At 64.5% G+C, this 12,825-nt stretch carries 11 protein-coding genes; 5 read left to right on the forward strand and 6 right to left on the reverse strand.

The window, feature by feature from the left end; translation table 11 throughout:
* Positions 1–130 precede the first annotated feature (130 nt).
* The 3 genes from I6F21_RS12355 (at position 131) to I6F21_RS12365 (ending at position 3,770) form a co-directional block, all read left to right on the forward strand.
* Positions 131–1,891, forward strand: a complete 1,761-nt coding sequence (locus I6F21_RS12355) for an NAD(P)/FAD-dependent oxidoreductase (RefSeq protein ID WP_225142858.1) — start codon at positions 131–133, stop codon at positions 1,889–1,891.
* Positions 1,892–2,034: 143 nt separating this feature from the next.
* Positions 2,035–3,012: a peptidyl-alpha-hydroxyglycine alpha-amidating lyase family protein gene (locus I6F21_RS12360; RefSeq protein ID WP_225183163.1), complete on the forward strand. Its 978-nt coding sequence runs from the start codon at positions 2,035–2,037 to the stop codon at positions 3,010–3,012.
* Positions 3,013–3,212: 200 nt separating this feature from the next.
* The gene (locus I6F21_RS12365) at positions 3,213–3,770 is read left to right on the forward strand and encodes an HNH endonuclease (protein WP_057028390.1); all 558 of its coding nucleotides are present in this window, start codon (positions 3,213–3,215) and stop codon (positions 3,768–3,770) included.
* A gap of 20 nt (positions 3,771–3,790) precedes the next feature.
* On the opposite strand, the gene I6F21_RS12370 is transcribed toward I6F21_RS12365, so the two are convergent.
* Positions 3,791–4,672 carry a DMT family transporter gene (locus I6F21_RS12370; protein ID WP_157286813.1) on the reverse strand — a complete coding sequence of 294 codons (882 nt, stop codon included), beginning with the start codon at positions 4,670–4,672 and terminating at the stop codon, positions 3,791–3,793.
* Positions 4,673–4,850: 178 nt separating this feature from the next.
* Between I6F21_RS12370 and I6F21_RS12375 the strand changes: the two genes are divergently transcribed.
* Positions 4,851–5,072 (forward strand): dodecin, encoded by a 222-nt coding sequence (locus tag I6F21_RS12375; RefSeq protein ID WP_036020706.1) that lies wholly within the window; start codon positions 4,851–4,853, stop codon positions 5,070–5,072.
* Between the two features lie 173 nt (positions 5,073–5,245).
* Positions 5,246–7,150, forward strand: coding sequence for a diguanylate cyclase (locus tag I6F21_RS12380; RefSeq protein WP_225183164.1), 1,905 nt, complete (start codon positions 5,246–5,248; stop codon positions 7,148–7,150).
* 29 nt (positions 7,151–7,179) lie between these two features.
* On the opposite strand, the gene I6F21_RS12385 is transcribed toward I6F21_RS12380, so the two are convergent.
* Genes I6F21_RS12385 through I6F21_RS12405 form a run of 5 tightly spaced genes read right to left on the reverse strand, consistent with a single transcriptional unit; the run spans position 7,180 to position 12,799 of the window.
* On the reverse strand, positions 7,180–8,148 hold the full coding sequence (locus I6F21_RS12385; protein WP_036020704.1) for a dipeptide ABC transporter ATP-binding protein: 969 nt from the start codon (positions 8,146–8,148) through the stop codon (positions 7,180–7,182).
* The gene (locus I6F21_RS12390; protein WP_225183165.1) at positions 8,145–9,140 is read right to left on the reverse strand and encodes an ABC transporter ATP-binding protein; all 996 of its coding nucleotides are present in this window, start codon (positions 9,138–9,140) and stop codon (positions 8,145–8,147) included. Before I6F21_RS12390 ends, I6F21_RS12385 begins: the two co-directional genes overlap by 4 nt.
* Positions 9,140–10,057 (reverse strand): ABC transporter permease, encoded by a 918-nt coding sequence (locus I6F21_RS12395; protein ID WP_035996800.1) that lies wholly within the window; start codon positions 10,055–10,057, stop codon positions 9,140–9,142. Before I6F21_RS12395 ends, I6F21_RS12390 begins: the two co-directional genes overlap by 1 nt.
* Positions 10,023–10,982 carry an ABC transporter permease gene (locus tag I6F21_RS12400; RefSeq protein ID WP_025033623.1) on the reverse strand — a complete coding sequence of 320 codons (960 nt, stop codon included), beginning with the start codon at positions 10,980–10,982 and terminating at the stop codon, positions 10,023–10,025. The genes I6F21_RS12395 and I6F21_RS12400 overlap by 35 nt, the downstream gene beginning before the upstream one ends.
* A gap of 26 nt (positions 10,983–11,008) precedes the next feature.
* Positions 11,009–12,799, reverse strand: a complete 1,791-nt coding sequence (locus I6F21_RS12405) for a peptide ABC transporter substrate-binding protein (RefSeq protein ID WP_225183166.1) — start codon at positions 12,797–12,799, stop codon at positions 11,009–11,011.
* Positions 12,800–12,825: the final 26 nt, after the last annotated feature.

Here is a 12,825-nt window from a genome sequence, read left to right on the forward strand (position 1 = left end):
TCCGGGCCATATTCCGTCCGGGCAGGGCCGCATGCCGGCCTCGCTCAGGTCCGCGGCTTTTGGCGGTCGGCGAAACCGTATAGCGTTCGATCTCTGAGGAAACGCCGCGAAGACGGCCATGAGGTCGCGCATGCTGGACCGGACGCAGGATATTTCCATCGCCGCACAGGCGTGGCTCGACGACTTCGAGCGCACCTTAAGCAGACCTGATCCCGCGACGCTGGGCCCGCTCTTCCTCGCCGACGGCTTCTGGCGCGACGTGCTGGCGCTGAGCTGGAACCTGCAGACCATCGCGGGCCGCGATGCGATCGCGCAGGAGCTTGCGGCGCGCGCGCCCAAGGCGGCGCCCAGCAATTTCAAGATCGCGCCGAACCGGGCGCCGCCGCGCTGGGTGACGCGCGCCGGCACCAACAACATCGAAGCGATCTTCAATTTTGAGACCGCGCTCGGCCGCGGCAGCGGCATTGTCCGGCTCATTCCCGACGGCCCTGACGACAGCCTGAAAGCCTGGACGCTGCTCACCGCGCTCGACGAATTGAAAGGCTTCGAGGAACAGCTCGGCACCTCGCGGCCGCGGGGGCAGGCCTATTCTCGCGACTTCCGCGGGCCGAACTGGCTCGACCAGCGCAACGCTGCGCGCGCCTATGCCGACCACGATCCGGCCGTGCTGGTGGTCGGCGGTGGCCAGGCCGGGCTCGCGATTGCCGCGCGGCTGAAGCAGCTGAACGTCGACACCCTGATCGTCGATCGCGAGATGCGGATCGGCGACAATTGGCGCAAGCGCTATCACGCGCTGACCCTGCACAACCAGGTGCAGGTGAATCACCTGCCCTATATGCCGTTTCCGCCGAACTGGCCGGTCTATATCCCCAAGGACAAGCTCGCCAACTGGTTCGAGGCCTATGTCGATGCGATGGAGCTGAACTTCTGGACCGGCACCGAGTTCGAGGGCGGGGCCTATGACGAGGCCAAGGGCCACTGGACCGTCACGCTGCGGCGCGCCGACGGCAGCAAGCGCACCATGCATCCGCGCCATGTGATCATGGCGACCGGCGTCAGCGGCATCGCCAACATTCCCGACATTGCGACCCTCGACAATTTCAAGGGGACGCTGGTGCATTCCAGCGGCTACGAGGACGGCGAGAACTGGACCGGCAAGCGCGCCATCGTCCTCGGCACCGGCAACAGCGGTCACGACATCGCGCAGGATCTTCATTCCAGCGGCGCCGAGGTGACGCTGGTGCAGCGCTCGCCCACACTCGTGACCAATATCGAACCGTCGGCGCAGCTCGCTTATGCGACCTACAACGAGGGCACGCTAGAGGACAACGATCTGATTGCGGCCTCGATGCCGACGCCGCTCGCGAAGAAGACGCATGTGATGCTGACCGAGCAATCCAAGCAGCTCGACAAGGAGCTACTCGACGGCCTCGCGCGCGTCGGCTTCAAGCTCGATTTCGGCGAAGCCGGCACCGGCTGGCAGTTCAAATACCTCACCCGCGGCGGCGGCTATTACTTCAACGTCGGCTGCTCCAACCTGATCGTCGAGGGCAAGATCAGCCTCAGGCAGTTCTCCGACATCGAAAGCTTCAACGCTGAGGGCGCGCGGATGAAGGACGGCTCGATCATTACCGCCGACCTGGTCGTGCTCTCGACCGGCTACAAGCCGCAGGAATATCTGGTGCGCAAGCTGTTCGGCGACGGCATCGCCGACCGCGTCGGGCCGATCTGGGGTTTTGGCGACGGCTTCGAGCTGCGCAACATGTATGCGCGCACCAGGCAGCCCGGCCTCTGGTTCATCGCCGGGAGCCTGGCGCAATGCCGGATCAACTCGAAATATCTGGCGCTGCAGATCAAGGCGATCGAGGAAGGGATTTTGGCACGAATATAGCTACAGCCGTCATTCCGGGGCGCGCGAAGCGCGAACCCGGAATCCATCTAACCACAGAGTATGCTGCCCAATGGATTCTCAGATGCGCAATTGCGCATCATGGTCACGCTTCGCGCGCCCCGGAATGACAAGAGGAGAGATCAATGCCAGCCATTCTCGGCACCGGCGAGCACCGCTACCGCGTCGTCGACAACTTCGCGAAATTGCCGGACGGCTGGCAACTCACCGACGTCGCCTCGGTCGCGGTCGACAGCAAGGACCGCGTCTACGTCTTCAACCGCGGCGCCCACCCGATGGTGGTGCTGGACCGCGACGGCAATTTCCTGCGCAGTTGGGGCGAAGGACTGTTTTCCCGCGCGCACGGCCTGCACATCGACGCCGACGACAATCTCTATTGCACCGACGACGGCGACCATACCGTGCGCAAATGCACCGCCGACGGCAAGGTGCTGCTGACGATCGGCATCCCGGCAAAGCCGGCGCCGTTCATGAGCGGCGAGCCGTTCCACCGCTGCACCCACACCGCGCTGTCGCCGAAGGGCGAGATCTACGTCTCCGACGGCTATGGCAATGCGCGCGTGCACAAATTCACGCCCGACGGCAAGCTGATCAAGAGCTGGGGCGAGCCGGGCACTGATCCCGGTCAGTTCAATATCGTGCACAATATCGCCACCGATGCCGACGGCTGGGTCTATGTCGCCGATCGCGAGAACCACCGCGTCCAGGTGTTCGACGGCGAGGGCAAATACGAGACGCAGTGGAACAATCTGCACCGACCCTGCGCGCTGTGCTATTGCGGCGGGGCCAAAAGCCCGACCTTCGTGATCGGCGAGCTCGGCCCCGGCCTCGCCATCAACCGCAATGTACCCAATCTCGGCCCGCGGCTGTCGATCGTGGACACCAAGGGAAATCGCATCGCGCGGCTCGGCGGCGAGGAGGGGCCGGGCGTCGCCAGCGGCAAATTCCTGGCGCCGCACGGCATCGCGCTGGACTCGAAGGGCGATATCTATGTCGGCGAGGTCGGCGTCACCAATTGGGAGACCAGCTTTCCGGACGAGGAGATGCCGGCCGCGGTGCGCGCGACGCGCTGCCTGCAGAAGCTGGAGCGGGTACGGGAGTAGCTGCCATGGCAACGGCAGCCCATGCTGGGGCGGTTCCGCGCGCCCCCTGGATCGCGGCTTTTTGAGCACGTTTGCCACCCCGCCGCCGCATTGCTTGCGCTTGAATAAGTCGCTCAACGGGCTTCACAATCCCGTCACGCTGCATGTAGTATGTCACTACATGCTGCTTCGCAGCGTATATTGGAGGCCGGGAGCGTTACTTGAACGCACATGTCTCGCAAGGCAGTTGGCCGGTGTTGGTGCTGAATGCGGACTTCCGGCCGCTGAGTTACTACCCACTGTCGTTGTGGTCGTGGCAAGACGCGATCAAGGCGGTGTTCCTCGACCGCGTCAACATCGTCGCACATTACGATCAGGCGGTTCGAAGTCCCACGCTCGAAATGCAGCTGCCCAGCGTCGTCTCGCTCAAATCCTTCGTCAAGCCGACCACCCACCCCGCCTTCACCCGCTTCAACGTCTTCCTGCGCGATCGTTTCGCCTGCCAATATTGCGGCTCGCCCGAAGACCTCACCTTCGATCACATCATCCCGCGCAGCAAAGGCGGCCAGACCACCTGGGAGAACGTGGTCGCGGCGTGCTCGCCGTGTAATTTGCGCAAGGGCAATCTCACACCGGCGCAGTCCAAAATGTTTCCGCGCCAGACCGCGTTCGCGCCCACCGTGCACCAGCTCCACCGCAACGGCCGGCTGTTTCCGCCGAACTATCTGCACGACAGCTGGCTGGACTATCTGTACTGGGATACGGAGCTGGATCCGTAGGTGCGAGCCAGCGCGCTCTGCTACCCCCGCTGCAACGCCAGCGTCACGCCGCCGAGCGTGAGCGCCATCGCCGTCCATTCGCGATAGCCGAGCGGCTCGCCGAGAATGATCGCCGCTGAGACGACGCCGATCACGGGCACGATCAGCATGCCGGTCGACGCCGTGGTTGGGGGCAGACGGCGCAGCGTCTCGAACCAGGTGACGTAGCAGAGGCCCATCGGCACCAGCGTCATGTAGACGAAGCAGCCGAGCCCCAGCGGAGTGATGGCGGTGACGTCAGGGCGCTCGAACAGCACGCCGAGGACCAGCATCGTGGCGCAGCCCAGCCCGACCTGCCAGGCGACGACGACCAGCGGCGGCATCGGCAGCGGCTTGCGGTTGAGCACATTGCCGAGCGCGAACAGGATGGCGCAGAGCAGTGCGAGCGCAATGCCGACCAGCTTGTCGGTGCTGAACGCAAGACCGTTGCCGCTCAGGAGCAGCGTGACGCCGGCAATGCCGAGGACAAGCCCGAGAACATCCCGTCGCGCCGGCCGCGTGTGCAGCACCGGCCAGGCGAACAGCATCGCCCAGATCGGCATCGTATAGGCGAGCAGTGCGCCCTCGCTCACGCTCACATATTTCATCGCGACCGTGCCGAGACCCATCCAGGCTAAGACGTTGGTGAAGGTCGCAAACAAGAGGCGCGGCACCGCCTCGCGCGGAACGGCGAAGGATTCCTTCCGGATCAGCACCAGGGTGCCGAGAATGAGCGAGGCGCAAACACCCGCAAGGCCGCGCGCGAACAAAGGCGGCCATTGCTGCAGCAGCAGCTTCATCAGCGGCCAGTTCAACGCCCAGCCGAACGCCGTTACGCACAGGCAGAGAGAGCCGATCGTCCTGTCGCGTCGCGCCGTGTCCATACCCAGCGCTTAGCAGGCCAGCGCCGGCCGCTCCACCTCGCCTGGTGCATGCGGGCCATCGCGGAGCAAGGAACCCGAAGCTCCCACGACCGTTCAGACCGTGGGCCAGGCATGCTCGCCTGCGCACGTTCCGCCATACGCATGTTTCGGATGGCAATATACCAAATGAGGGAAGGCCATGCCCACAGCCGAGCACGATCACGTCTACAAGATCCTGGACCTCGTCGGATCATCCGAGACCTCGATCGAGGATGCGATCAAGAACGCCATCAGCCGCGCCTCCAAGACCGTTCGCGAAATAAGATGGTTCGAGGTCGTGCAAACGCGCGGCCATGTCGAGAACGGCGCCGTGCGTCATTTTCAGGTGACGCTGCGCGTCGGCTTCACGTTGGAAGGATGAGACGTCAGGCCGCCCATCGCGCGGCGACACCACCATGAAAGCGGGCCGACGAGAGTGGAACTCGATGTCGGCCATGTTCCCGGTCGAGTACAGACCCCGCACAATCATCGCGGATATTGCAACAAGCCGTTAAGGCGAAAGTGAGAGGTTTGCTCCGATTTGGAGCAAGCCTGATGGTCACAAGCCGCGAACTCGGCAAGACGCGCCTTCCGCTCTGGGCGGCCGGATTCGTCGTGCTGACTTGCGTGGCTATCCTCGGCCTGAGTGCGTGGCGCGAATGGGAGGCGCGCAACGCCGATCTGAGGAACGCCGAAATCGACGTCACCAACCTCGCTCAGTCGCTGATCCAGCACGCGGACGACACGTTCGAGCTTGCCGATACGATTCTCGTCGGGCTGGTCCACCGGCTCGAGATCGACGGGATGGGCCCGGACACGATCATGAAGCTCCAGGCCTATCTGCCCACCCGCAAATCATCGGAACGCATCCGCGGCATCTTCATCTATGATGCGACCGGCCGCTGGCTCGCCACGACGGAGCACCTCGATTTCTCCAAGCTCAACAACAGCGACCGTGAATATTTCCAACGCCATCGCGATTCTACGGACACGGGCACGCTGATCGGGCGACCCGTCAAGAGCCGCTCCGGCGGTCAGTGGATCGTCACCGCATCCCGCCGGATCAACGATTCCGACGGCGGCTTCGCCGGCGTCGCCCTGCTCACGATCGACGTCAGCTATTTCGTCAAATTCTACGAGCGGTTCGACATCGGGCCGAACGGCTCGGCATCTCTGCTCAACGACAGCGGCATCATGCTGGCGCGCAGCCGTGACGAGAGCGGCGCCTTCGTCGGACGCGACCTGTCCGATGCGCCCTTGTTCAGAAGCTGGAAAAGCCGCCCCGCCGCAGCGGTCTATTACTTCAAATCGCCGCTCGATGGCGCGGAGCGGCTGAGCTACTACCAGCGCAGCAGCCGCTATCCCCTGATGGTGCTGGCGAGCAAGTCGCAGGCTGACGTGCTCGCCCCCTGGCGACGCGCGGCAGCAGCACGCATGAGCTTCGTCCTCGGACTCGTCCTCTTGATCGCGGTGATCGGCTACTATCTGGTCCGTCAGTTGCTGCAGCGGCAGCGCACGGCACAGGCCCTGGTCGCCAAGGAAGCCAATTTCCGCCTGCTGGCCGAGCAATCCAGCGACATGGTGACCCGCATCGGGCTGAATAACCGGTTGCTCTACGTCTCTCCCTCCTGCGCGCGCATCACCGGCTGGTCGGCCGAAGAACTGATGGGCACCTCGGCCCTGGCCGGCATTCACGCCGACGACATGGAACGAGTTGAGCAGGCCATCGCCGCGCTGAAGAATGGCGAGGCGGAGGAAGCGCGGTTCGTCTATCGGCAGCGTCATCGCGACAAAGGCGAGATCTGGGCCGAGGCGGCGCTACACGTCACCGTGGCGTCCGACAGCGGCGTGATCGACGGCGTCGTCGCGGTCGTGCGCGACATGACCGAGCAGAAGGATCTTCAGGACAGGCTCGCCTCGCTGGCAATCACTGACGGTCTCACCGGCCTCGCCAACCGTCGCGCCTTCGACGACCACCTTGCCGACGAATGGGCGCGGGCTCGGCGCGACGGAACCCAGCTCTCGCTGCTACTGATCGATGTCGATCATTTCAAGAAATTCAACGATCTCTATGGGCATCTGGCGGGCGACGCCTGCCTGCGCGCGCTGGCCCGGATTTTATCCGCCCAGGCCAGGCGTCCGGCCGACCTCGCGGCGCGCTATGGCGGCGAGGAATTCGCCGTGCTGCTGCCGAACACCGGTCCTGAAGGCTGCGCCGAGGTCGGCGAAGCGATTCGCCAGGCGCTGCTCGATCTCGCCATGCTGCACGCGCAAAATCCGCCTTCGCGGCTGGTGACTGCGAGCATCGGCGGCGCCGCGGCTCTTCCGTCCCAGACCGCGATGGACTGTAGTACGCTGGTCGCCGCCGCCGACCGTGCGCTCTACGTCGCCAAGGAGAGCGGCCGAGACCGGCTGGTGATGTCGGGCCAGGTGATAGCATGGCCCGCGAAAAGCGCGTGAGCTGATCGGCCGTCTACGGATACATAGCACTACGCCAGATGGCACGCCACGAAATGGCCGCCCGCGCCCTCCTTCAGCGGCGGCGCGCTTTCCGCGCAGCGTGGCTGGGCGATCGGGCAGCGGGTGTGGAAGTGACAGCCGGAGGGCGGCTTCATCGGGCTCGGCACGTCGCCCTTGAGGCGGATGCGCTCGCGCTTGAGTTTTGGATCTGGCACCGGCACCGCCGACAGTAGCGCCCTGGTGTAGGGATGCTGCGGGTTGCGGTAGAGGTCGCTGGCTTTCGCGAGCTCGACGATGCGGCCGAGATACATCACCGCGACACGGTCGGAGATGTGCTCGACCACCGAGAGATCGTGCGCGACGAACAGATAGGTCAGGTTCAGCTCGGCCTGAAGGTCCTCCAGCAGGTTGATGACCTGGGCCTGGATCGACACGTCGAGCGCGGAGACCGGCTCGTCGCAGACGATCAGCTTCGGCTCGACCGCGAGCGCGCGCGCGATCACGATGCGCTGGCGCTGGCCGCCGGAGAATTCATGCGGATAGCGCCGCATGTGCTCGGCCTTGAGCCCGACCTTGACCAGAAGCCCCGCAACGCGCTCCTCGCGCTCTTTCGAGGAGGAGGCGAGATTGTGGATGGTAAAGGCCTCGCCGAGAATGGCCCCGACCGTCATGCGCGGATTGAGCGAGGCGAACGGATCCTGGAACACCAGCTGCATGTTCCGCCGCATCGCGCGCAGATCGTTGCCGCCGAGCTTGCGTACGTTCTGGCCGTCGAAGGTGACCTCGCCGTCGGTCGGCTCGATCAGGCGCAGCACGCAGCGCCCGGTCGTCGACTTGCCGCAACCGGATTCGCCGACGAGGCCGAGCGTCTCGCCGCGGTTGACCGAGAACGACACGCCGTCGACCGCATAGACGGTGCCGACCTGGCGCGACAAGAGGCCGCCGAGCACCGGGAAATGTTTCTTCAGGCCGCTGACGCGGAGCAAGGGCTCGCTCATGACGCGGCTCCCACGCTGGTATCTCCGAGATGACAGGCCATGCGGTGACCGGGCGCGATCTCGCGCAGCAGCGGCTCCTTCTCGGTGCAGACATTCATGGCGAACTTGCAGCGCGGCGCGAAGCGGCAGCCGGCCGGCGGGTTGATCAGGATCGGCACAGAGCCGCCGATCGCCTCGAGCCGCGTCTTGTGCTCGCTGTCGAGATCGATGCGCGGGATCGAGCGGATCAAGCCTTGCGTATAGGGGTGACGGGGATCGCCGAAGAGATCGTCGACGGGCGCCTCCTCCACCACCTTGCCGGCATACATCACGACGACGCGCTGCGCGGTCTCGGCGACGACGCCCATGGCATGGGTGATCAGCATCACCGCCATGCCGAAGCGGTCCTTCATGTCCTGCAACAGGTCGAGGATCTGCGCCTGGATGGTGACGTCGAGCGCGGTGGTGGGCTCGTCGGCGATGATCAGCTTCGGCTTGCAGGCGAGCGCCATCGCGATCATCACGCGCTGGCGCATGCCGCCGGAAAACTGATGCGGATAATTGTGCACGCGGCCTTCGGCGTTCGGGATCTGCACCAGTTTCAGCATCTCGATGGTGCGCTCGAGCGCCTGCTTCCTGGTCACCGCTTCGTGCCGTCGCAGGCTCTCGGCGATCTGCTCGCCGATGGTGAGCACCGGATTGAGCGAGGTCATCGGCTCCTGGAAGATGAAGCCGATCTCCTTCGCCCTGATCTCGTCGAGCTGGTTGCTGGTCAGCGGCACCAGATCGCGCCCCTCGAAGATGATCTGGCCCGCCGCGATCCGGCCCGGCGGCATTGCGATCAGCTTCAGAATCGACATCGCGGTCACGGTCTTGCCGCAGCCGGATTCGCCGACGACGCAGAGCGTCTCGCCCCTGTTGATGGAGATGTCGACACCGTCGACGGCCTGGAGGATGCCGTCGTCCGTGGAGAAGTGGGTTTTCAGGCCCTTGATCTCGAGCAGCGGCGCCATCAGATCACCCGTCGCGCATCGAGCGCGTCGCGCAGACCGTCGCCGATGAAGTTGATGGCCACCACCGCGACGAAGATCGCGCCGCCCGGAAACAGCGCCCAGTGCGGGCCGATGTCGAGAAAATCCTTGGCGTCAAACAGCAGCCGGCCCCAGGTCGGGGTATCCGGCGGGAAACCGAGGCCGAGGAAGGACAGCGTCGATTCCGCGATGATCGCGGCGGCGACGTCGATGGTACCGGCGATGATCACCGGGCCGACCGCATTGGGCAGGATGTGCCGTACCACCTGCCGCACCGGACTGGCACCGAGCGCACGGGCGGCTTCGACGAACTCCTTTTCGCGGAGCGACAAGAACTGGGCACGCACCAGCCGGGCCACCGGCATCCAGCGCAGACCTCCGATCACGAGCACGATCAAGATGAAGATGCCGCCTTCGGGCCCGAACACCTGCTTCAGCCCGTCGCGGAACAGATAGATCAGCAGCAGCAGCAGCGGCAGCTGCGGCAGCGACAGGAACAGGTCGGTGAGCCACATCAATCCGTGTCCGAGCGCGCCGCGCGACATACCGGCGAGCGCGCCGATCACTGTGCCGATGATGACAGCGACCAGCATCGCGGCGAGCCCGACCGCGAGCGAGATGCGGCCGCCATAGATCATGCGCGCCAGAATGTCCTGGCCGAGATCGTCGGTGCCGAAGGGATGGGCGAGCGACGGACCCTGCAGGCCCGCGACGATGTCGATCTCGTTGATCTTCACACGCCACACGAACGGCCCAAGCACGACGGCGAGCACCAGGATGAGGAGCAGGACAGCGCTGACCACCGCGAGCCGGTGGCGGCTGTAACGCCGCCATGCTTCGCGCCAGGGCGAATAGGCGCGCCGCTCAGCGGAGGGAGATGCGAGGGTCAAGCCAGCCATAAAGCACGTCCGCGATGAGATTGAACAGCACCACGAGGCACGCGAAGACGAAGGTGACGGCCATCACCACCGGCGTGTCGTTGGAAAGGATGGAGGAGATCAGCAGCGAGCCGATGCCGGGAATGCGGAAGATCTGCTCGGTGACGATGGCGCCGCCGAACACCGCGGGCATCTGCAACGCGATCAGCGTGACCACGGGAATCATGGCGTTGCGCATCACGTGCTTGATGATCACCGTGGTCTGGCCGAGGCCCTTGGCCCGCGCCGTGGTGACGTAGTCGAGCCGGATGACGTCGAGCATCGCCGAGCGCACGAAGCGCGTCATCGACGCCGCTTGGAACAGGCCGAGTACCGCCACCGGCATGATCGCCTGACGGATCATCTCCAGCACCCAGCGGATGCCGGTGGCCTTGATGTCGGTGGTGTAGACGAAAGGCAGCCAGTCCAGCGTGACCGAGAAGATCAGGATGAACAGGATGCCGGTGAAGAAGGTCGGCAGCGAGAAGCCGACGAAGGCGAGCGTATTCGCGATCTGGTCGAACAGCGAATACGGCCTGGTCGCGGCATAGACGCCGACCGGAATCGCGATCAGCAGCGCCAGGATCTGCGCCGAGCCGATCACGTAGAGCGTGGCGGGCAGGCGCTGGAGGATCAGCGTGTCGACGTTCATCCGGCTGACGAAGGAGAAGCCCCAGTCGCCGTGCAGCATGGCGTTGAGCCAGTGCAGGTAGCGGAGGTAGATCGGGTCGTCGAGACCGAACTTGGCCCGGAGTGCCGCCTGCACTTCGGGCGGCACGTTCGGATTGGTGGCCAGTTCGGAGAACGGATCGCCGGGCGCGAGCGCAAGCACGACGAACAGCACCAGCGAAATCGCCAGCAGGCTCGGAACGGCGATCAGGAGGCGACGCAGGACATACTGACTCATAGGGAAGAATCCCGTCTAGCCTGCGCTCATGCCTCCCGGTACCAGTCCTGAAGGTTATCGGTCCGATTGGCCCAGCCCGAGAGCGCCGGCCGCAACGTGTTGGAGCAGGCATCCACCAGCAGGCGATGCATCACCGGAATGAACACGGTGTCCTGCCACAACAGGTCGTTGCACTTGATGTAGAGCGCGGCGCGCTTGACTGGATCGGTCTCGGTCTCAGCCGCAGCAATGGCGTCATCATACTCCTTGTTGACGTAGCGCGGGAAGTTCTGCCCCTGCCATTTGTTCTCCTTGGTGGCCACATTGGCGGAGATGTAGCGCCGCATGTGCAGGGCCGGATCGGGCTGCGTCATCGGGATCTGGAACTCCTCGATGTCGGCATAGAACTTCGGATAGGTGTCCGGGTTGGCGACGTCAGACGAGAAGAAGACCGAGGCGACGACCGATTTCAGCTCCACGTCGATGCCGGCCTTCTGACAGGCCTGCTTGACGATGGCCTGGGTCTTCTGGCGCGGACCGTTGGTCGAGGTCTGGTACAGAAGCTTGAATTTCTTGCCGTCCTTCTCGCGGATGCCGTCGGCGCCGACCTTCCAGCCGGCGTCATCGAGCATCTTCGACGCCTTCTCGATGTTGAACTCCCACGAGGTGTTCTTGGAGACGAACTTCTCGGGGCCGTTGAGGTAGTTGGCCGTGGTGCGGCCGGCCCGACCATAGATCGCCTTCTTGACGGAGTCGCGGTCGACGAGCAGGGCGAGCGCCTTGCGCACGTTCGGATCGGAGAAGATCGGGTGCTTGGTCTTCATCGAGGACCGTTCGCCGTCGATCTCAGTGTTCGGATCGGTGAAGTTGATCGCGATGAACTCGATGTCGCCGCCGGTGGCATAGACGGTCTTGCCCTTCCCGCCCTTCTCCAGACGCAGCAGCACGTCGTCTTCGACCTGCATGTTCCAAGCGAAATCGAATTCGCCGGTCTGGATCACCGCGCGCGCCGCCGAGACGGCATCGCCGCCGCCCTTCATCTCGATCGTGTCGAAATGCGGACGGTTGGGCATGTGATAGTCGGGATTGAGCTCGCCGCGGACCACATCGCCCGGCTTGAACTCGACGAACTTGTAGGGACCGGTGCCCACCGGGGCAAGATTGTTCGGCGCCTCGCGGGACTTCGAGCCTTTGTAGTCGGCAAACAGATGCTTGGGGAGAACGCATCCATAAGCGCCGACGAACGCGTTGGCCCAGAACGGCGTCGGGGTCTTGAACAGGATGCGAATCGAAAGATCGCTGACCTTCTCGACCGTGATGTCACCATAGGTGCTGATGCTGACGGCAGCCGTGGCGGGATCGCTGGCGTATTGCCAGGTGAACACGAAGTCGTCGGCAGTCAGCGGCTTGCCATCGTGCCATTTGACTCCCGGCTTGACTTTCCAGACCACCGATTTGGCATCGGCGGCGAGACCGCCGTTTGCAAGCGAGGGAATCTCTGCCGCGAGGATCGGGTTGAGATTGCCGTCGGCGTCCCAGCTGGCGAGCGGTTCGTAGAAAAGCCGCGATCCGTCCTGGTCCTTGGTGCCGGTGGCGAAATGAGGATTGAGCAGCGTCGGCCCCTGCCACCACAGCACCTTGAGAGGGCCGCCGCCCCCGCGCTTGGTCGGCTTGTAGACCGCGGGGCTCTGCGCCATGGCAACGCCGCCAAGCGCGAGGAGCTGGTTGGCGAGGGGAGCGGTGAGACCGACCGCGGCGAGGCGCTTGACGAAGGCGCGGCGGTCCATCCGCCCGTCCTTCACCTGACCGATCATCGAACGCAGCTCTTTGTCCAGCATGGTTGTCCCCCGTCTGGTTCCGACAT

It is taken from the genome of Bradyrhizobium sp. NBAIM03 (assembly GCF_020194055.1).
GTDB lineage: Bacteria > Pseudomonadota > Alphaproteobacteria > Rhizobiales > Xanthobacteraceae > Bradyrhizobium > Bradyrhizobium yuanmingense.

Coding starts and splice junctions, on each gene's coding strand:
- I6F21_RS12370 (WP_157286813.1), bottom strand. CDS start 4,672: ATGGACACGGCGCGACGCGACAGGACGATCGGCTCTCTCTGCCTGTGC.
- I6F21_RS12375 (WP_036020706.1), top strand. CDS start 4,851: ATGCCCACAGCCGAGCACGATCACGTCTACAAGATCCTGGACCTCGTC.
- I6F21_RS12355 (WP_225142858.1), top strand. CDS start 131: ATGCTGGACCGGACGCAGGATATTTCCATCGCCGCACAGGCGTGGCTC.
- I6F21_RS12400 (WP_025033623.1), bottom strand. CDS start 10,982: ATGAGTCAGTATGTCCTGCGTCGCCTCCTGATCGCCGTTCCGAGCCTG.
- I6F21_RS12395 (WP_035996800.1), bottom strand. CDS start 10,057: ATGGCTGGCTTGACCCTCGCATCTCCCTCCGCTGAGCGGCGCGCCTAT.
- I6F21_RS12390 (WP_225183165.1), bottom strand. CDS start 9,140: ATGGCGCCGCTGCTCGAGATCAAGGGCCTGAAAACCCACTTCTCCACG.
- I6F21_RS12380 (WP_225183164.1), top strand. CDS start 5,246: ATGGTCACAAGCCGCGAACTCGGCAAGACGCGCCTTCCGCTCTGGGCG.
- I6F21_RS12360 (WP_225183163.1), top strand. CDS start 2,035: ATGCCAGCCATTCTCGGCACCGGCGAGCACCGCTACCGCGTCGTCGAC.
- I6F21_RS12385 (WP_036020704.1), bottom strand. CDS start 8,148: ATGAGCGAGCCCTTGCTCCGCGTCAGCGGCCTGAAGAAACATTTCCCG.
- I6F21_RS12405 (WP_225183166.1), bottom strand. CDS start 12,799: ATGCTGGACAAAGAGCTGCGTTCGATGATCGGTCAGGTGAAGGACGGG.